The organism is Baaleninema simplex PCC 7105 (genome assembly GCF_000332355.1).
Lineage (GTDB): Bacteria > Cyanobacteriota > Cyanobacteriia > Cyanobacteriales > Geitlerinemataceae > Baaleninema > Baaleninema simplex.
Map to the genome: position 1 here is coordinate 1 of NZ_KB235959.1, position 19,794 is coordinate 19,794.

13 protein-coding genes and 2 pseudogenes are annotated in these 19,794 nt (G+C 52.6%); 6 read left to right on the plus strand and 9 right to left on the minus strand.

Features of this window, described 5'->3' with window-relative positions; all coding sequences use genetic code 11:
* Positions 1-293: 293 nt before the first annotated feature.
* From GEI7105_RS38665 to GEI7105_RS40555, 3 genes and pseudogenes are all read left to right on the plus strand, one after another.
* A pseudogene (locus tag GEI7105_RS38665) lies at positions 294-548 on the plus strand (cache domain-containing protein); the annotation flags it as partial.
* Positions 549-597: 49 nt separating this feature from the next.
* Positions 598-753, plus strand: a pseudogene (locus GEI7105_RS41340) (PDC sensor domain-containing protein); the annotation flags it as partial.
* Positions 754-1,248: 495 nt separating this feature from the next.
* Entirely contained in the window at positions 1,249-3,045 is a 1,797-nt protein-coding gene (locus GEI7105_RS40555) for an ATP-binding protein (protein WP_342662860.1), read from the plus strand.
* Positions 3,046-3,304: 259 nt separating this feature from the next.
* Here GEI7105_RS40555 and GEI7105_RS0120035 read toward each other — a convergent pair whose 3' ends face one another.
* The 5 genes from GEI7105_RS0120035 to GEI7105_RS31550 form a co-directional block, all read right to left on the minus strand.
* The gene (locus GEI7105_RS0120035; protein ID WP_017658531.1) at positions 3,305-5,074 is read right to left on the minus strand and encodes a glycoside hydrolase family 10-like protein; all 1,770 of its coding nucleotides are present in this window, start codon (positions 5,072-5,074) and stop codon (positions 3,305-3,307) included.
* A complete protein-coding gene (locus GEI7105_RS0120040) occupies positions 5,068-6,135 on the minus strand; it encodes an adenylate/guanylate cyclase domain-containing protein (protein WP_017658530.1) in 1,068 nt (355 codons plus the stop codon). Before GEI7105_RS0120040 ends, GEI7105_RS0120035 begins: the two co-directional genes overlap by 7 nt.
* Positions 6,136-6,469: 334 nt before the next feature.
* Positions 6,470-8,836, minus strand: coding sequence for a PAS domain S-box protein (locus tag GEI7105_RS31545; protein WP_017658528.1), 2,367 nt, complete (start codon positions 8,834-8,836; stop codon positions 6,470-6,472).
* Positions 8,837-8,881: 45 nt separating this feature from the next.
* Positions 8,882-9,244, minus strand: coding sequence for a response regulator (locus GEI7105_RS0120055; RefSeq protein WP_017658527.1), 363 nt, complete (start codon positions 9,242-9,244; stop codon positions 8,882-8,884).
* Positions 9,245-9,412: 168 nt separating this feature from the next.
* A complete protein-coding gene (locus tag GEI7105_RS31550) occupies positions 9,413-11,656 on the minus strand; it encodes a response regulator (protein WP_017658526.1) in 2,244 nt (747 codons plus the stop codon).
* Between the two features lie 205 nt (positions 11,657-11,861).
* Here GEI7105_RS31550 and GEI7105_RS0120065 point away from each other — a divergent pair, with 205 nt between their 5' ends.
* Positions 11,862-12,521: a sigma-70 family RNA polymerase sigma factor gene (locus GEI7105_RS0120065; protein ID WP_017662214.1), complete on the plus strand. Its 660-nt coding sequence runs from the start codon at positions 11,862-11,864 to the stop codon at positions 12,519-12,521.
* A gap of 215 nt (positions 12,522-12,736) precedes the next feature.
* Positions 12,737-13,252 carry an anti-sigma factor family protein gene (locus GEI7105_RS31555; protein WP_017658524.1) on the plus strand — a complete coding sequence of 172 codons (516 nt, stop codon included), beginning with the start codon at positions 12,737-12,739 and terminating at the stop codon, positions 13,250-13,252.
* A gap of 24 nt (positions 13,253-13,276) precedes the next feature.
* On the opposite strand, the gene GEI7105_RS0120075 is transcribed toward GEI7105_RS31555, so the two are convergent.
* From GEI7105_RS0120075 to GEI7105_RS0120090, 4 genes are all read right to left on the minus strand, one after another.
* Positions 13,277-13,894, minus strand: coding sequence for an exopolysaccharide biosynthesis protein (locus GEI7105_RS0120075; protein WP_017658523.1), 618 nt, complete (start codon positions 13,892-13,894; stop codon positions 13,277-13,279).
* Between the two features lie 623 nt (positions 13,895-14,517).
* On the minus strand, positions 14,518-14,640 hold the full coding sequence (locus GEI7105_RS40560; RefSeq protein WP_017658522.1) for a hypothetical protein: 123 nt from the start codon (positions 14,638-14,640) through the stop codon (positions 14,518-14,520).
* Positions 14,637-17,003: a Sll1247 family protein gene (locus tag GEI7105_RS33720; RefSeq protein WP_017658521.1), complete on the minus strand. Its 2,367-nt coding sequence runs from the start codon at positions 17,001-17,003 to the stop codon at positions 14,637-14,639. The genes GEI7105_RS40560 and GEI7105_RS33720 overlap by 4 nt, the downstream gene beginning before the upstream one ends.
* Positions 17,004-17,175: 172 nt before the next feature.
* A complete protein-coding gene (locus tag GEI7105_RS0120090) occupies positions 17,176-19,206 on the minus strand; it encodes an AAA-like domain-containing protein (RefSeq protein ID WP_017658520.1) in 2,031 nt (676 codons plus the stop codon).
* A gap of 299 nt (positions 19,207-19,505) precedes the next feature.
* Between GEI7105_RS0120090 and GEI7105_RS0120095 the strand changes: the two genes are divergently transcribed.
* Complete coding sequence (locus GEI7105_RS0120095; RefSeq protein WP_144053607.1) at positions 19,506-19,793, plus strand: NfeD family protein; 288 nt, start codon at positions 19,506-19,508, stop codon at positions 19,791-19,793.
* Position 19,794: the final 1 nt, after the last annotated feature.

The window sequence follows — 19,794 nt, forward strand, 5'->3', positions numbered from 1 at the left end:
TTCCCTCGGATTATCCGGTTATGCTTGGAGTCAATCCCTGCTGCTCTGGAGAGATTGGATGTTGGCGCTCATGGCGTTGAAGCCTCACAAATCTCTCCATTTTTAACGAGGGCTAGAGGCTCTATCCCTTGTGAGGCAGGGGGTCTAGCTATGTTGTCACCCTCTCAGGACCGAGGGACTCGAAGCCCGAGGAGAGCGCCACGGACATTCTGTTAAGTATGTCAACCTTCGAGGTCTGAAATAATCCTTTACACACATTCCTTTTTTTCTCTGGGGCTACTTACCACCAAGAAGAATGGTACATAGTCGCCCAATATCTCGAACCCAGTCAGTGTTTTTGGAGTCGCGTTTACGTCGATCCCTACTCCCGAGAACCGATGGTCACTTGTACCGTCGCCATTCGCAGAGACGGTAAATTTTGGGGGGCTGCGACGATCGATCTCGAACTCAAAGGACTACAGGCGTTCGTGAACTCGCTGCAAGAGGAGATAGGCGGATACAGCCACGGACATTCTGTTAAGTATGTCAACCTTCGAGGTCTGAAATAATCCTTTACACACATTCCTTTTTTTCTCTGGGGCTACTTACCACCAAGAAGAATGGTACATAGTCGCCCAATATCTCGAACCCAGTCAGTGTTTTTGGAGTCGCGTTTACGTCGATCCCTACTCCCGAGAACCGATGGTCACTTGTACCGTCGCCATTCGCAGAGACGGTAAATTTTGGGGGGCTGCGACGATCGATCTCGAACTCAAAGGACTACAGGCGTTCGTGAACTCGCTGCAAGAGGAGATAGGCGGATACATTATCCTCGTCGATCGCGACAACCACCTTATCACGCTCCCCCAACACGAAGTCCCCGAAGACCACGACCATGACAGTCACGACCCCTCCCTCAAACTGCTCGATGTTTTCGAGGTCTCCCGACAGCATCCCGAATTTGCCCCCTATCGCGATGCGTTAGCTGCCACCAATCGCGACGTTGTCGCCGGTGCCGATCGTTGGACCGAGCGCCGCCAAACCATTCTCGACGGTCTCGAAGAGGTGCGTACCCCCATCGAGCCCAAGGAAGCCAACCTCATTGCAGCGGCGATCGTCGATCCCCAAAAAGTCGGCTTCGATCGCGGTCAGTTATTACGACAGTTTGAGGTTGAAGAAGACTGGTTGCTCGGCGAATCTGCCTCAGCCTATGTTTTCGGCGTTCCCAATACCTACTGGAAACTGGTCGTTGTCAAACCGATCTCCGAAGTGCTGACCAACTACAGTGCTGTCGTAGAAACCCTCCTCCAAGGCGCACTGGGCATCGTCGGGATTGCTGCCGCTGTTGGCATCGTTGCCATTCGCTGGGCGATCGTCCGTCCCATCCGCCGCTTGAGCGATACCAGTCGCGAAATTGCCTCGGGAAATCTCGATCGCCGGGTTAACGTGCGCGGCATTGGCGAACTCGAAATTCTCGCCGAGTCTTTTAACCACATGGCAGCCGCTCTCACGCAGTCTTTTTCCCGACTCGAAGCCGCCAACGCCGACTTAGAGCGACGCGTCGAAGACCGTACCCTCGAACTCCAAGCCGCCAAAGATGCTGCGGAAGTGGCGAACCATGCCAAAAGCGAATTTCTCGCCAACATGAGCCACGAACTGCGAACGCCCCTCAACGGGATTTTGGGTTACGCGCAAATCCTCCAGCGCACTCAAGACCTCAACCAGCAGCGTCAGGGAATCGAAATTATCCATCAGTGTGGCTCTCACTTGCTGATGTTGATTAACGACGTTCTCGATCTCTCAAAAATCGAAGCTCGGAAAATGGAACTGTATCCCATCGATTTTCATTTTCCCTCGTTTCTCGTAGGCGTTGCGGAAATCTGTCAAATCAAAGCCCGCCAGAAAGGTTTACACTTCGACTATCAAGCCACCTCCGAACTGCCCGAAGCGGTCTGTGGAGACGAAAAGCGGCTGCGTCAAGTTCTCATCAACCTGTTGGGCAACGCCGTGAAGTACACTAAGCGAGGAAGCGTGCGCTTTCGAGTGGGAACGGTACGGGACGCGACGTTGCGATCGCCTGAGAGGGACGCCGTTACGATTCGGTTTCTCGTCGAAGATACTGGAATCGGCATGAGTCCCGAACAGGTCGAAACGATCTTTCAACCGTTCGAGCAAGTTGGGGAAGCCAATCAGATGTCCCAAGGAACGGGGTTGGGGCTGACCATCAGCCAAAAAATTACAGCCTTGATGGGCAGTCAAATCCACGTCTCGAGCGTTCTGGGTGAAGGTAGTCGGTTTTGGTTCGATCTCGAGTTCCCGATCGCGCGAGATTGGGGGACGAACTCAGCCAAAGACGAGAAGGGAAAGATCGTCGGCTATCGAGGGCGCAAGCGATCGATTCTCGTCATCGACGATAAATGGGAAAATCGCGCGGTGCTGATGAATCTGTTAACGCCTCTCGGTTTCGAAGTCCACGAAGCGGAGGATGGAGAAGAAGGGTTCGCGAAAATACAAAAGTTAGTTCCCGACGCGATCGTCACCGATTTAGTAATGCCCGCCCTCGACGGCTTCGAGTTAATTCGGCGCGTTCGACAAACGCCGCAGTTACAAGGGGTCAAAATTCTCGCATGGTCGGCCAGCGTGTTAGAACAAGACCATTACTCGAGCTTTGAAGCGGGGGCCGACGATTTCATTGCCAAACCGATTCGGGCAGAGGAGGCGATCGACAAATTAGGATATCTGATGAAGTTAGAGTGGCAGTATGCCGAAAAAGAGGTATCCGAGACTTACGAAGATAACAGCCGCTCGAACGACATTCAGGAGTCCCCAGACGATCGCGATTTGGTCTTTCCCCCTGAAGAAGAACTCGCCGGTTTAGTACACTCCATTCGACGGGGAGCCTTACGAAAAGCCGACAAACACGCCCGAGCGCTAGCGCGATCGCAACCCGAACTCGAACCGTTTGCCGATCGCGTGTCGCAATTGGTCAAGCAGTTCGACGAAAAGAGACTGCTTCAGTTTCTCTGGCAAAACTCAAATACAGAAGGCAATGGGACGACCGGATGATGCGGAATCCGAATCTCAACGCTTCGACTTCGCTCGCTTCGACTTCGCTCGGACTCAAACACGGGTTTGCCCCAGTCAGACAAGCCCCTCTATCTCTCCAACCATCCCCCCAACCCCCCTTTCAAAGGGGGGCGAAGGGGGGATAGGGGGCTAAGGGGGGATGTGGTGAAGATTTCTTGAAATCCAGCTTATCGGAAAAGGATAGAGTATCATCCCATTATCCCATCATCTCCTCATCACGGGTGACTGGTGACTGTCTTCAGTCAATGACATCTGGCGCAACCACCGCTTCAGGAAAGAGTTCGGCGAATCCTCCCTCTCGAACTTCTGGGGGGTCTTCTGCCCAATTCCACAAACTTTCGTAAAAGAAAAACGACATTCCCGAAAAACCTAACTCTCTAGTTTTTCTAACCTTTTGTCGAATCAGATCGAGTTCGATCGGACGGTTTTTCAAACCGGTCAAAATCGCGATACCGACGGGAATGTGGTGTCTTGCCGCTTCTACCTCCGGTCGTTGCAGCTCCATTGCAAACACATCGATGTCGTCTCGATAAACTTGCAAAACTAACTCTTCAATATATCCGATACGTTCCCAACTTTCCCAATCTTGTAAATATCGAGAATAGGCGAAGTGTTGCGGGTTGGGGGAAACTGAAAATACGGCGTCGGGGTTGACGGCTTTCACAGCGCGAAAAGCGCGACCGACAAACTCAGTGATTTTATCAGCTCGCCAGCGTATCCAATCAGGATCGGTATAATCTTCGGGAGGAGCGGCACCGTCGTGTTCGCTGCGGTAGAGTTCGACCGTGTAGGCATCGTAACCGAACTCGACGGGAAGTCCGAGGTGATCGTCGAGTTGAATTCCGTCGATGTCGTAGTTACTGGCGATTTCAACCAATAAATCGAGGATAAACTGCTGCACCTCGGGATGAAAGGGATTGAGCCAAACTCGCTCGTGTTCCCCTTCCATGATGGTTTGGCTTCCGTCGGAACGCTGCGTCAGCCAGTCGGGGTTGCGCCGCGCCAGTTCCGAGTAAGACGGCGCTTGAAAGCCGAACTCGAACCAGGGAATCACCCGCAAGCCTTTACGGTGTCCGTACTCGATCGCCTCGGCTAACATATCGTACCGTTGCAGTCCCGGCTCGGGATCGACGGCGCGTCCGATAACCGGTTCGGCGACGGCGCTGGGATAGAGGGTATATCCCCAGTTCCAAACCGTGGGATAGAGCGTGTTGAAATTGAGGCGGTGTAAGCGATCGATCGCCTGACGGAGTTCGCGCCGAGAAAACAAGACCTCGCTGTCTACGTTCGTCAGCCACACGCCGCGAATTTCGGGAACGGTGACGCGGACTGCATATTCCTCGGGAATAGAGTTCGGAAAGCCATCTTTGGCGAGAATCAGACACATCGTCGCCGCGACGTCAGCGCGAGTTGCGAGGCGATAGGGATACAACCAGTGCGCGTCTTCACCCGACGGGGAGACGACGACAATTTGGCGTTCCGTAGCGGCGGCGATCGCCGCTTCAATGTCCGGGGGAACCAAAATCGCGTCGCGATAGGTGCGATCGAGGAGCGATCGCGGGGTTTGCGCCGCTCGATAGTCCAAGCCGTCCGTCAGCGCGACCCACATTTCCCATCGTGCCAGTTTACGATCGCTGCCGAAGACTAAATCGAGAAAACTTTCCCAAAATCCCCGCCGTTCCAACCTTGCGATCGCCTCGAACTCCGGCGAGTTCGTCGCCACGTCCGTAAACCGAGTCTCCCTCGGCGTTTCGATCTCGGGAAACGTTCGTTCGAGGGTGCGATCGAGGGTGCGTGCGAATTCGGCGCGAGTCATGGGAACGTTGAGGCGATCGGGAACGTCTTCGAGAATCTCCGCCTCCACCAAATTCTCAACACAGGGTTCGACCCAAGACGTACTGACCTGAGCCTCAGCTTCGGGAACCAGCGCAACGAGACTTGCGAACGCGCCCCCCAACAGCCCCTTTCTCCAACCTCTGACCATCCCCAACACGGTTGTTTTTAACAATTTTCTTTGCGATCGACGAGTAAGTAAGTGGTCATTTTACCCTTTCCCTTCACCTCGATAACACCGCGACGCTCGAAAATAAAACGATCTTTGAGCCGTTCGTAGGTCGCTTCTGTCACCTGAATCGTGTTCGCGATCCCGTGAGACTCCATACGGCTGGCGGTGTTGACGGTATCTCCCCAAAGATCGTAAATAAACTTGTTCGTTCCGATCACTCCCGCCACTACCGGGCCGGTACTGATCCCGATGCGAATGCTGAACGGTTCGCGATCGCCTTGATTGAACTGCGCCATCTGTCGCTGCATATCCAAAGCCATCTGCGCGATCGCTTCGGCGTGATCCGCTCGCGGAATCGGGAGTCCGCCGACGACCATATAAGCATCGCCGATGGTTTTAATTTTTTCCAAGCCGTTCTTTTCGGCTAGTTCGTCGAATCCCGAAAAAATCTCGTTGAGGAGTTCGACGAGTTGCGTCGGAGAAATGCGCGACCAGAGTTTTGTAAAACCGACGATATCGGCGAACAACACGCTGACGTCCGCAAAACTATCCGCGATCGTCCGAGGGTTTTGCTTGAGGCGTTCGGCGATCGCTTGGGGCAAAATATTCAGCAGCAGACGTTCCGACTTCTCCTGTTCGACCCGTAGCTGTTCGAGATATGCCTTCTCCTGGTCGTGTAAGCGCTTTTTTTCGAGACAGGCTCCAATTCGCGCTTTGAGCAAAATCGGATTGAAGGGTTTTGGAAGATAATCCTCCGCCCCAAGTTCGATACACTTAACCACGCTGTCGAGATCGTCGAGAGCAGAAATGACGAGAACGGGAATATCGCGAAGGTCTGAATCGGCTTTCACCTGTTCGAGAACTTGATAGCCGTTCATTCGCGGCATCATGATATCGAGCAACACCAAATCGAACGGTTGCTCTCGCATCAGTTCCAAGGCGCGAAATCCGTCTTCGGCGACGGTGACTCGATAGCCTTGTCGCTTCAGCCGCCGTCGGAGTAAATCGCGGTTGGCTTCGTTATCGTCTACAACCAGGACGCTGGCGTTTTCGAGCGATCTCATTAACGCATTCCTCAATGGACTCCCGTGAAGTCGGAAGGAACCAACAAATGCCGCGCGATCGCAACGGAGTCGCGAGCGTTGCCGTCAAGACGCACCGAATCGGTCTCTACACGCACGGGATTCAGTTGACCCAGTCGGGCAATCGTACCCGATTCTATCGCAATCTGAAGCGTCTCGCTCTGTGAACAGGAGAGCTTCTTCAGTGCAGAGGGAAGAGGGAAGAGTGAAGAGTGAGGACAGTTAACGGGTAACCGTGTCTCCTCATCGCCTCATCTCCTCATCACGGGTGACGGGTGACGGGTGACTGGCGACTGAAACACTGCTCCTCGTCCCCTCATCCAGTCGTCGTCGATCGCGGCAACACGCGGGGTAGGACGATGGTAAACTCAGACCCCACATCGACTTGACTGTTAACGGCGATGTCGCCCCCCATCATCTGACAGTAGCGTTTGCTAATGGTCAGTCCGAGTCCCGTTCCGCCGTATTTTCGGGTGGTGGAGGCATCTCCTTGAGTAAAGGCTTCAAAGAGATGCGCCACTTGTTCGGGAGTCATGCCGATTCCCGTGTCGGTGACTTTGAAGACAACGCGATCGCCGAAGCGGTGCGTCGCACTTTCGCTGTCGACATCTTCCCCGACCTCTCCCTCTAAGCCATCGCGGTAACGCCGGACGGTCAGGCGGACGTTGCCGTTTTCCGTGAATTTGGCGGCGTTGCTGAGGAGGTTGAGCAACACTTGGCGCAATTTCGTAATGTCGGCTTCGATTTCTCCTAGATTCTCGTCGCACTCGAGGGTAAACGTATTGCCGTTTTTCTCCATTATCGGCTCGAGGGTAACGCGAACTTCCTCGATTAAGGCACAGAGATCGAAGGCTTCGATGTAAAGCTGCATTTTCCCCGCCTCGATTTTCGAGATGTCGAGGATGTCGTTAATTAGCGCCAGCAGGAAGTTTCCCGCAGTACGGATTTTCTGAAGATCTTCGACGGCGGTGGTGTTTCCCTCTTCTTCAGCCTCTTCTTGGAGAATTTCGCTGTAACCGATAATGGCGTTGAGGGGCGTTCGCAGTTCGTGGCTGATATTGGCCAGAAAGGCGCTTTTGGATCGGTTGGCGGTTTCGGCGGCTTCCTTGGCGCGGTAGAGTTCGGCTTCGGCCGTTTTGGACAAGGTGATATCTTGCACCGCACCGAGCAAACGAACTGTGTCGCCCTCCGATTCTTGCCAGTTGGGACGGGCGTAATCTCGCAGCCAACGGGTTTCGCCGTCGCGGGTGACGATGCGGTATTCGAGAACGCCTTCCCAGTCTGCCACGCGGTTTTGAGTGAAACGGTGGTGGACGCGATCGCGATCGTCGGGGTGAACGACAGCCGACCATCCCCCCATAGCTTCGACTTCAGCGCGACTGTAACCGGTAATGCGATCGAACGATTGCGTCGCCCACTGTACGATGGGGTTGCCGTCGGGGGTCACGTCGGCGGCGTAGATGTAATCGGAGGCCAGTTCGGAAATCGCGCGATAGCGAGCTTCGCTTTGTCGCAAGGCGCGTTCGGCGTTTTGTCGCTCGGTGATATCCCGCACGGCCGTCACGCGGACTTTATTGCCGTAATAGGGGAGGAGGCGACCTTGAATTTCGATGGGAAACGTCGAGCCGTCTTTTCGCTGTCCCACGAGTTCGAGGGTTTTATCCGATCCCGATCGCAGGGGAGCGATGGCGAGATCCCGACAGGGAGGTGCGAACAACTCCAGCGGGTTCATGCCGAGAAATTCGTCGTCGCGGTAGCCGAAGAGGGTGCTGAGAGCTTGGTTGGTGTCGATAATGGTGTCGTCGGCGTGGATGACGATACCCTCAAAGGTAGCTTCGGAGAGCCAGCGAAAGCGTTCTTCACTTTCCCAGCGGGCGACTTCGGCAGACGTGCGATCGCCCGTTTGCACGGCCAAGGCGACAAAATCGGCGATGGAGGCGGCGAAGGTTTGTTCTTCGGTCGTCCAAGTTCGCGGCGTCTCGGCGTGTTCGAGCATGACGAGACCGATGGTTTTTCCCCCGAGGCGCACGGGCGCACCTAAAACGGCAGCGATCGCGTTGGGGATAAAATACGTTTCGGCCAGGCGTTGCGTGCGCGGATCGCCGATCGCATCGGAGACGGCGAGGTAGCGTTCGGTTTCGAGGGCTTGGAAATAATCGGGATATCGGCTCGCCGCCAGAACTGTTCCAGAGCTGTGGTCGTCGCGATCGCGATCGTAGGCTTCCAAGCACGCGAGCCGGGTGCGATCGTCTTCATACTGCCACAAGCTGACCCGAGCCACTTGCGAGGTGCGGGCGGCGGTCGCTGCGATCCCTCGGAGGGTTGCCGCGACGTTCCCCGTCTCGAACTGTTGGTTTCGGGCCAGTTCCACTAGCGCTCGATTGTGTTTTTCGAGGGTTCGACGTTGGCGAGCTTGCCAGGTGGCTCGAACACTCGCCTGTCGTCCCCACTGCCACATCAGCCAACCGAACACGAACGGCAGGCTATCGACGACCCACAACACGGGATTTTGACTGTGGCGTCGGGCGAACGCGGCCAGAACGCCCCAAAACGTGAGATCGTCGAGGGGAAGCGGTGTTGCTAGGAGGTCGAGACTACCGGCGAGGGCGACGAACCCGCATCCGGCGATCGCACCCATTCCAGCAAATCGAGCGACGCGGTTCGAGGTTGTAGAATCGGTCATGGATCTTGGAGGGGGTCTCGCAAAAGCATCTCGCCTCTGAAGTCGCTACGAGAGTAACGCTTCGATTTTCGAGAGCAAACGCGGAAATTCTACAGGTTTGGTATCGTAGTCGTCGCACCCGGCAGCGAGGCATTTTTCGCGATCGCCCGCGATGGCATGGGCGGTTAAGGCAATGACGGGAATCTTTTTCGTTTCCGGTTTGGCTTTAATGGTCGAGGTGGCTTCCCAACCGTCCATCACGGGAAGACCCATATCCATCAAAATTAGATCGGGGGCTTCGCTGAGAGACATCTCTACCCCTTGGGCTCCATCAGTGGCCACGACGACCACGTGACCTTTGCGTTTGAGACGCCGCGACAGCATATCCCGATTCATTTCGTTATCTTCGACCAGCAAAATTTTAGCCATAGGCAACAGGATACAGCAGCAGCGAGGGGTCTGAAACACCCCAGAAAGATAGCCGGGACGCCGTGAGTTTTGAGATCGAACCTTGGGATTCGGGCTTTTTCGATCGAGGGTGTCTCGGGAAACGACCGACCCACAAGATCGAGTCTCGAACGATTCTCCCGTCGATTTTTATTGTCCCATTTCGAGGTCGCCTCTGTCTGCTCGGGGGGCGAGACTGGCAAAAAGGCGATCGCGAACTTCGTGGAGGAGTTCGTCGCGGGTGGACGCCCCTTTTTCGAGAATGTGCGCGACCGACCCATCGAGACGCTGATAGTCCGCTGCCGTCAGTTCCATCGCCGTAACGACGACCACGGGAATCGATCGCCAGTTTCCAGTTCGGCGAAACTCCGTCAAAAACTGAAAGCCGTCCATGTTCGGCATCATCAGATCGAGGAGAATCAGGTTGGGTGGCTCGGCCGCGACGGCATCGAGAGCAGCCCGACCGTCACAGGCTTCGACGACGTTCCAGCCGAATTTTTCGAGGGTGCGTCGCATCATCTCGCGGGTCATCTCGTCGTCTTCGACGACGAGGATGCGATTTTCCCCCGGAATACTGCCGAGAATGCGTCGCTGTCGGTATTTGTCGAGGAGCCGCGCCAGCCGCTGGTTATCGAGCGGTTTGAGCAGGTAGTCGGACGCTCCCAAGGTAAAGCCGAGGTTTTTTTCATCGACGATGGTGGCGACGATGGCAGGAATGTCGGCCAGTTCGGCATCGGCTTTGAGGGCGGCCAAAACAGCCCAGCCGCTCATGTCTTCCATGAGAACGTCGAGAACGATCGCATCGGGTTTGAGTTCTCGCGCCCGTTTCAAGCCTTCGACGCCGCTACAGGCGGTTTCGACGTGAAATCCTTCTTTACTCAGCCGTCGGGAAATGAGGTCGAGGGTGTTGGGATCGTCGTCGATGGCGAGGACTAAACCCGAGGGTTGGGCGATCGGGGTCGGCGTCGCTGTCGCACTCGGATCGCTGGTGGGTTCGTCGATACTGTCGAGGGGTTCGGCGGGTAGGTAAACGGTGAAGGTCGATCCCCGCTCGGGGGTGCTGTCTGCGGTGACGTCGCCTCCCATCATTTGGCAAAAGTGCCGGGTGATGGCCAGACCCAAACCTGTTCCGCCGTATTTGCGGGTGGTGGAGGCATCGGCTTGGCTGAAGGCGGTGAAGACGTTCTCGATTTGCTCGTCGTTCATGCCGATGCCGGTGTCGGCGACTTCAAAGACGACCCAACCGCGTCCGTTGCTGTCGGTGTTGCGATAGGCGCTGAGGGTGACAGTTCCGTCGTGGGTGAATTTAGCGGCGTTGCTGAGGAGGTTGATCAGAATTTGACGCACTTTGGTTAAGTCGGCACACATGGCACCGAGATCGCCCTCGCCGCTTAATTGGAATTGGTTGTTATTGTTTTCGATGGCGGGAACGGTGGTGGCTTGTACTTCAGCCAGCAAACTGGAAATATCGAACGATTCGATATACAGATCCATACGCCCGGCTTCGATTTTGGAGATGTCGAGGATGTCGTTGATGAGCGAGAGGAGATGTTGTCCGGCCGCGCGGATTTTGTTGAGGTCGGCGGCGATGTCGTCGTACCCTTCGTCTTGGGCGTCTTCGCCGAGCATTTCGCTGTAGCCGATAATGGCGTTGAGGGGCGTTCGCAGTTCGTGGCTCATGTTGGCCAAGAAGGTGCTTTTGGAGCGGTTGGCGGCTTCGGCGGCTTCTTTAGCGCAGTAGAGTTCGTCTTGGATTTGTTTGGTTTGGGTGATGTTGTTCGTCCACAAGATCGCGCCGCCGATCGCGCCGGTTGCGGTTCGCCACGGCCGCATTTCCCACTGATACCAGGCGAGGTTGCCGTCGGCTTGGGGAAAGGGTTCGTCGTCTCCCCGTTCGACACGACCGGACAAACAGGCGTTTTGGCGACGCTGCCAGCGATCGCGGGATTCGGGATCGGTCTGAAATAGGGGAAAGACATCGTAGTGCGATCTCCCTGGCAGGTCGTCGAGGTCGAGACCGTACTCGCTCGCCCATTGCTGGCTGGCTAACAGGTAGTTCATTTGTCGGTCGAACATGGCGACGGCGGTGGGAGCGTACTGCACAAACCGCTCTCGCACGTCGAAATTCTCTCGAAGAGGTTGACAAATTGCCGTAGATGTGGTATTCGATCTCAGGATTTCGACGCGACAGGGAACGACGGAGCCGTCCGCACACCGCCCTTCTAAATCGATCGGGGAATCGAAACAGGTCGTGTCAGCCGGCCAGTGAGGAAATAGAGTTTCGATCGAATCGTGTCGGATGTCCCGGCCGTCATACCCAAACAACGCCTTGGCGTCAGCGTTTGCGCTCTCGATACGCCCGCTATCGTTACAAAACGTCACAATACAAATCATAGTGGTTCTCGCAAGTCGTCCCGAAAACGGCTGACCGACAGGGATCGAGTCAAACGTTGAAGGCTAGGATAGAACAAAGGTAGATGACGACAAAAATGGGACAGTTTGTCAATCTGTCTACGCGGCGATCGCCCGTTGGCGGGAACTCTTAGAATCAGTTCGACGTCAAAGGTTCTTGGTAGCTCCGATCGCCTTAAATATGCCCATGACACATTCTATTTCATTATCCTGGTCTACGGCCTCGGCGACCGTTCCTCAAACTCCCGTGCCTTCTCCCGCCCAATTGTCTAACATCGATTTGGTGCGCCGTTGCCAAGCCGGAGCGCGTCCCGATCGCGCAGCCTTCACCGAACTGTTACATCGGTATCAATCCTACGTCGATCGGGTGTTATATCACTTAGCCCCAGACTGGCAAGACCGCTCGGACTTAGCACAAGAGGTTTGGATTCGGGTCTACCGCAATATCCGCCGCTTGCAAGATCCCATCAAATTTAAAGGATGGCTCAGCCGTATTGCCACCAACTTGTTTTACGACGAGTTACGCAAACGCAAGCGGGTACGCCAACCCCTGTCTCTCGACGCGCCGTTTACCACAGACGACGGAGAGCGAGAATGGGAAATCGCCACCGAAGATCCCGGCCCGGACGACGCTTTAACTACCGACGAATTTTACGATCGCCTGCGCGTCGCCATCGCCGACTTGCCGGAAGTTTTCCGCACGACGATCGTGTTGCGAGAAATCGAAGGGATGGCTTACGAGGAAATTGCGGAAATTACAGGTGTGTCTTTGGGAACGGTGAAATCTCGCATCGCCCGAGCTAGACATCGTTTACAAGCTCAGTTACAACACTATATCGACAGTTAACCTCCCTTGTTTTTAGGTTCTCGTCTTAACAATTGAATTCCGCTTTGAAGATCGATCGCCTTCGATTAAACTCATGGAACGACGAACGGCGATCGCTGCGATCGAATCGTTCCTCAGAAACTTTTTTCAGTGGCTTTCGTCTGTAAAAATACGCAAGTATAATTTGATGGAGAGAGGTCGCTGTCCGCAACCGACAGCCAGGTGGTGACGCAACTATGACCCGCAAGGATTACGACGAACGCAACCGATTCGAGCCGTCCGCTCGTGTAGACCGAGACGAAGACCTGTTCGTGCTTCTCAGTTGCTATTTCGACGGAGAAGTCAGCGAAAGCGAACGCCAGCAAGTCGAGACGCTCTTGGCCGCCGACGATCGCGCTCGGGAACTGTATCACCGTCTCGAACGAACCAGTTTCGGACTCCAGCAACTACCCGTTCCGCCCAGCGAAACCGTACCCGAGGTCACGGCCGAACGGGTGTTCGCTCGCCTGCGCCAAGACCGACAGCAGCGGTGGGCGTGGGGAGGAACGGCGATCGCAGCCCTCTTTCTCGCTGCCGTATCGGGGTTGCCGACCAACTTCTCGTCTCGCACCCCTCAAATCGCTCGCTCTCCCGCACCGACCACCTTCGAGGTCGATAGCTTACCCTCTTCGCTCCCTCATCCCGATGCCTCCCCCGCACCGCTACAGGAAGCGAAAAAATCCCTCACAGCTCGGGCGTTGTTTGTCGAATAGCATCCAACTGGCAGAGGACGGGCATCAAATCGCATCTCTGAGCATATCGATGCCAGTTTTGACGGCTTCGTAGCCGAAAATTACAATCAGGGTGGTCAGGGTCGCGCCCATCGCGCACACCACCAAACCCATCAAACTAATCGCGCCATCGTCCTCGAGCAAACCGAATCCCGTAATGAAAATTCCCATCGCTGGCAGCGTGTTCGTGCCGGGGATGGGAACCATCATTGAAACCGACATCAGGGCGATGGCCAGTCCGAGAACGACTCGCCCGACGACACTCGTGCAAACGTAGCTCAAACGAGGACGAGACAACACTTCAACGCGCTGCAACCAGGGCAGCCCTTTTTTCAAAACGCCCTGCACCGTCGAGAGTGAAATGTCGCGATCGAGCCAGTGTTGCACGAAATAGGGGCGTTCTCGTCCGGCGACAAGCTGCAACGCCAACCACAACATCACGATGCCAAAGGGAATCGAATACCCCGGTGCGGGAATCGGCAACGCTGACGGCAGGGACAACAACACGAACAGAAAGCCAAAACTCCGCTCTCCAGCAATTTCGATAACGTCTGATAGCTTCACGCGATCGAGACGCTCTTCTGAAAAAAAGTAACGGTGGAGTTCCGTAGAAAGCTTAGCCACAAATCGATCGCTCCAGATTTCGTACAGAGGGTTTGCTGACAAAGTTATAAAAAGCAGGGGGTGGAACGAGCAGCTCGTTTTCCTCAAAGCATAAACCCTGCTTTGCTTCGATCGCTTCGCGATCTATATAATAATACTCGAAACAATGACGATATTTTAGAAAAATTGAGATATTTCAATCCGACCATGAAGGGTAAATGCCTGTATGCAAACACTGAAAAGAGATTTTACGATTTCAGACTCTTGGCTGTAAATTATATCAAAAACTTTCATCCTGTAAAAACGCCGATTCAAAACTATAGCATCCCTCAATCAGTTGTGTAACAAAATTGGAACAAAAAGGGGATCGGAAACAGAAAAAACAGAAAACAGGGAACCCTATTTTTTTCTGGTATTTTAATTTTTGAAGATTCATTTGAGACTGCTATAGATTGGCGAGATTTACATTTATTAAAATGGACTCAGACGAGCGAACTGATACGGAATCCGTTTCCGATAAGCTAGGTTTCAAGAAGTCTTCACCACATCCCCCCAACCCCCCTTTGGAAGGAGTGATAAGGGGAGATAGAGAGACTTGTTAGGTTGGGAAAAACCAGTGTTTGAGTCCTCGACTCCGCTCGGACTCAACGCTGAGCGAAGTCGAAGCGAGCGAAGTCGAAGCGAGCGAAGTCGAAGCGAGCGAAGTCGAAGCGAGCGAAGTCGAAGCGTTGAGATTCGGATTCCGTATGACAAACACCGAATTTCAAAATTCAGGAAATTCCAGCGGTGTAAACCCTACTGTAAAGCCAACATTTAAATTTTCTAGAGACTCAACGAGCCAATGTTCGGGATCGAACGGATCGGTTTGATACCGTTCGACTAACCGAAAAATGCGATATTCGAGATCGGATTTCGTGGGAGTTGAAATTAAAATAGTCTTCACTAACATAACCATTAACGGTAAAGAACCGAGGTTCGCCAAAAAATTGGATAGATAAATATGACGTTTATTTTCGGGATCTGCCAATAAGTAGTCGAGAGTCATTTGGCAAGTTTGCATTACTAAAATATTATTGGGTTTTCGTCGATCTGCTTCACAGTGAATTTTTAAAATATAATCTTCTAACTCGTTTAGAAAACGTTTTTTAAATTCAGGGGAATCAATATACAGATCGGCTGTTAAATATTGAAATAAAGACTGTTTAAAATCTCGATAGGTTTCAAAAATTGATGACGATGTAAAAAAGTCTTTCGCACGAACTTGTCCTGACTGAAATTCATGAAACGCTCGAACTAAAGCAATATCGTTTAAAAGCGTAGGATTTTTATATTGGCTTTGCAGTATTGTATCTTGAGAATCTACAGAGAGTTCTAAAAACTGACGCTCGGATCGCCCGTGATGCAAGTATTTAGAATAGCGATATAACTTATTAGCAAACCGCCATTGACGCGTCCGAATAATCTCTTCGACTTTTTTTCGATTGTCGCTCGATCCTTGAATTGTAGATTCAAAATAAGATCCTAAAAAATTATATCGACCTATTTTGTCGGCAATATAAGATGATTTTATGCGTGTTTTTTTGGGTTGTCTCACATTTTTAAACAAAAATTGAAGTGCGAGATATTCATGCGTTCGAGTAAAATAAAAAATAAACTGTCGCAATCTATCGACACAAAAAGATAAACCAACACGATCGCCCTCTAAATTGATGGAATTAAAAACAGCCAGAAAATCAGGAATATAAGTTTTATAAGCGGGACGAATTTGCCAAGAATTAATCACAATGTAACAGCATCGGTGAAGGAGTTTTGCAAACTCGTCACACGTTTCCCTCGTGACGAGATGACGAAGAATTTCTGAGACCTCTCGATCGACTGTTTCGTCGCCTCGAACGAACGCGCGATCGAACCATTCAATAAATTTAGAAGGGGACTGAGTACGAAGAGATCCCTGTAACACGAGATCGAACAGCTTTTGTCGATCGTCTCTCTGAAAAACCGGTTCGGGAATCTTGCCAATATCGATTTGTTTGGTGAGCCAACTTCGATTAAACACTGTCCAATAGAGACGATTATAAACCTTTAAAACTGGCTGGGCAAATTTAAAGCCAATGTTGGCTTTAATCGCTAATCCCGCCAGTCGCAATTCCATTTGTTCGGTAGAGCGATCGATGGGAATTTCACCAAATTTGAGGATTTGACAGTAGCTTTCTAATAGTTTTTGGCGTCGAGGACTGGCTAAAATGCGATCGCGAATTGCTCGTAAGTGAGGCGGTTCGTCGTACATCTCCCAATTTTCTAAAATTTGTGTACGAACCAGGTTTTCGATCGCGTTTGTTTCCGCACCCGATCGCACGATATCCGTCGATCTTGCCACGTACTGACAGAGTTTTTGCGTTAAAAACGGCTGCCCCCCCGTCCATCGTAAAATCTCGTACAGTAGGCGTTTGGGATGTTCTGCGTGAGGTGTCAACCCTTCGACTAAAACATCGCATTCGTAAGGCCGAAATCCAGACAAATAAATTTCGCGACCGAAATCGAAAGGATTTTTTGCACGATCGCATACCAATTCGTTCGGGGTGGCAACGCCCAGTAAAACCCATGTCAAACGATGGTAAGCCGGATACATTTGACGCAATTCGTAACAAGAGCGAATAAAACCAAAAAACTCATCAACTTTGAATCCCAAACTCAAAACGCTATCGATTTCGTCTACAAAGATCGCAAGTTGTCCGTGCGCTTGTTTGAGGAGGATTTCGCGAACAAATACCGCTAATTTTTCATCGTGGCGCAAAAACGGGCGATCGCTCCACCACTCGAACAAATTGATTTTCGAGAGCAGATCGAACCGCCGAGCCAGTTCGTAGGCGATCGCCGCATACCACTGCTTGCAAGACATACAGGAACTTCCCACTTGCAGCAAATCGACGACGCCACAGACAAATCCCCGGTCTTTCAGTTTTTGCATCGTTCGGACTCGCAACGAAGATTTTCCCATTTGTCGCGAATTAAAAACGTAGCAAAACTCGCCCCGCGTAATGCCTTCAAACAGATCGGTATCGGCTTGACGAACCACGTAAGTCGGAGCGTTTTCTGGCAGACATCCACCTACTTGATAGTCGTAGTTCACGATGATATAGCAATCCTAAATCAGTTGTGTAAAAAATTGGGACAAAAAGGGAATCGGGAACGGGGAACGGGGAACAGGGAATCATATTTTTTCTGGTGTTTTAATTTTTGACGACTCATTTGGGACTGCCGTAGTTGATGTTTGATAGTTTCTCCCCTTCTCCCCCTCTCCCCTAAAGGCGAGATTGAAAATACTCTCGATAGAGGTTGTAACGGAGCGTGACGTTATTTCCTAGGAGATTGGCTAACCCCATACTGTACAGTTTGAATCCTTGCATGGAGTCGAGTTCCACGGGAGTTTCCGATCGCACGACGGATTGAAACGCAGCAGCGAGATCGGGGTGTTGTTCTAATACCCATAAATGTCGCCGTAAATGATCGCCGTAAATACCCGAATCCGTGGGAGCGATCTCGAGCAGTTGCGATAAATTCAATTCGCCTCGGGCAATGTAATACAAGCCCAATCGCACGAGATAGGGATGTCCGCCGATGCAGTGCATGAGTCGCTCGATGTCGTTCTCCCCCCAGCGCAACCCGTGGCGATTGGCTAAACCGGCCACCATATCCGGGGTAAATTCGGGTAAGGCGACGGGAAGTCCCACGTTAAAGGGCGATTGGTTGACAGGCATCGGAACGTAGGCTTCTGTCGAGTGGACGATAACCAGTCGCAGTCGCTGCCAGAGGGGATTGTTTTTCGATTCTTCGTGCCACGCTCGCAGCAAGCCAAAGAAATCGGTGGTGAGTTGGGGATAGTCGAAGAGGATATCGACTTCGTCGAGTCCGAGAACCAGGGGGCGATCGATCTCTTGTAAAAGATAGTCTTCAAAATAGCGGGTACAGACGATTTTACTGCCGAGAATTTCGCTGCCTTGCCAATAGCGATCGATCTCTAAGGGAAGTTTCAGCCGCAGGGTGACGATCGCACAAAACCACCGCAGAAAGCGATCGAGGCTCGAAAAGATATCGCATTCGGCAAACTGGAACGTTAGCTGAACGGTTTCGTAGTCGTGACGGCTCGCTTCGTGGAGAATTCGCGCCATTAACGAGGTTTTACCCATTTGTCGCGGGGCTTTGACGCGAATTAACGCACCGGGTTTGACGATTTCTTCGTAACAGCGATCTTCAATACCGGGACGCTCGACGTAAAACGCAGACGCCAGTTCCACTTGACCCCGAGGAAGCTGGGGTTCGGCGTCGATTTTGGGGGGATAGACGGGAACGGCAGCCTCTGAGAGCGACGCAGCTTCGTTTGAGGGATCGACGACGGGGAGTTGCCCGTCATTTGGGAAGTCGTCGAGGAGTTGGCGCACTAAGGCGTCCGTGTCTTTGGGCGATGTCCAAACGAGCGATCGCGCCTCTTCGAGATAGCCGCGCAATTTGTGTCCGAGCAAACTGGGGGGACAGTTGAGGTACGCAGCGACGAGGGTGGGTTTGGGCGACGCTCGGCGAGCGAAAATATGTCGAGCTAAGTTGACTTCTTCTGTAACCATTTCGCTCGAGGCTGAAGATTGAACGCCGGGAGATTGGGACAACAGCAACACCAAGCGATCGCATTGAGACAATCCCGTTTGAATTTGTCGGCGTCCAGTGGCCGTCATTCGCAGGTTGGCATCGGCCAACAGCACTTCGTACTCTCGTTCGCTGAAGGCTCGATACAACGCCAACGCGATTTCCGATTCGAGAGGATCGCTTTGGTGGTAACTTAGGACGATTTTCTGACGAGAGGTCGGCGAAAAGGGAACGCCAGAAAACAGCTCGGGGCGATATTTGGCATACAGAGATACCAATTGAGCGCGACGTACGGCTTTTTCTTCCCCCTCGGCAGTTTCCCAACTAAAGGTTTTGCAGATGTCCGAGAGGTGTTTGCGAACTGTCTGCTCGGTGACGTAAAGATCGCTGGCGATCGCACCATCGTCTTTATCGCCAGGGAGAAATTCCAGTAACACTTCTCGCTGTCGTTGGGTGAGTCGGGCGTCGGCCTGTAGGAATTCCAGAACGTTCATATCGGCGATCGCACCCCTATCGGAAGATGGGTTGTCGGACTCGATCTCTGAATTCACAGGTGTGAAGTACTGAGACTCGGACTTAAAAATCTCAGATCGATGGTCGTGAGAATCGGTGGCGGCAATGGGTCGTGTTAGGGCGAACTCGTAGGAATCGATCGCGCTGCGATCGGACCCGAACGAACTTTCACGAGAGTTCATAGTCATTTCTCGAACGCTTGCATAAGATCGACGTACAACACCAGAGATTCACCCAAACGATCCACGCTTTTATTCTACGAAGCGATTTCAAAAACGTCTCGCGATCGCAAAAAAATTAATGTTTTTTTATGTTTGTTAGACGTTGTTCGAGTTGTCTTCTCGAGCGAGATTGCAATTTCAAGCTAGACGTTCTCATCCAGAACGTACGCTTTTCAATCTTTTGAAAATTGGATTAAAAACACGACCTAAAATTCAGCCCAGATCGAACGACTTGCCGTTTTTTGTTAGGAGAAAAGATCGTGGCACTGTTCGAATCCACCCCTTATCAAATGTTCCCTTGCCCGTTGTCTGCGACGGTCACAAATTCCGTTTCTCCCGAGACGGCCGGACGTGTATTTTTCAAAGGAACCTACTGGCCAGCCCGGTTTTATACCCTACGCCCTCAGACTCTCGTTCGACCGGGACAATCCGTGAATATCATCGGTCGCGACGGCATTACCTTACTCATCGTGCCGCGATCGATCCGTCAAGTGACCTCTACGACCGACCGTCCAAACTTGCAAATTTCCAGCGTACGACCTGCCTGAC

Coding starts and splice junctions, on each gene's coding strand:
- GEI7105_RS0120065 (WP_017662214.1), top strand. CDS start 11,862: ATGACACATTCTATTTCATTATCCTGGTCTACGGCCTCGGCGACCGTT.
- GEI7105_RS31545 (WP_017658528.1), bottom strand. CDS start 8,836: ATGACCGATTCTACAACCTCGAACCGCGTCGCTCGATTTGCTGGAATG.
- GEI7105_RS31550 (WP_017658526.1), bottom strand. CDS start 11,656: ATGATTTGTATTGTGACGTTTTGTAACGATAGCGGGCGTATCGAGAGC.
- GEI7105_RS0120040 (WP_017658530.1), bottom strand. CDS start 6,135: ATGAGATCGCTCGAAAACGCCAGCGTCCTGGTTGTAGACGATAACGAA.
- GEI7105_RS0120090 (WP_017658520.1), bottom strand. CDS start 19,206: ATGAACTCTCGTGAAAGTTCGTTCGGGTCCGATCGCAGCGCGATCGAT.
- GEI7105_RS0120055 (WP_017658527.1), bottom strand. CDS start 9,244: ATGGCTAAAATTTTGCTGGTCGAAGATAACGAAATGAATCGGGATATG.
- GEI7105_RS31555 (WP_017658524.1), top strand. CDS start 12,737: ATGACCCGCAAGGATTACGACGAACGCAACCGATTCGAGCCGTCCGCT.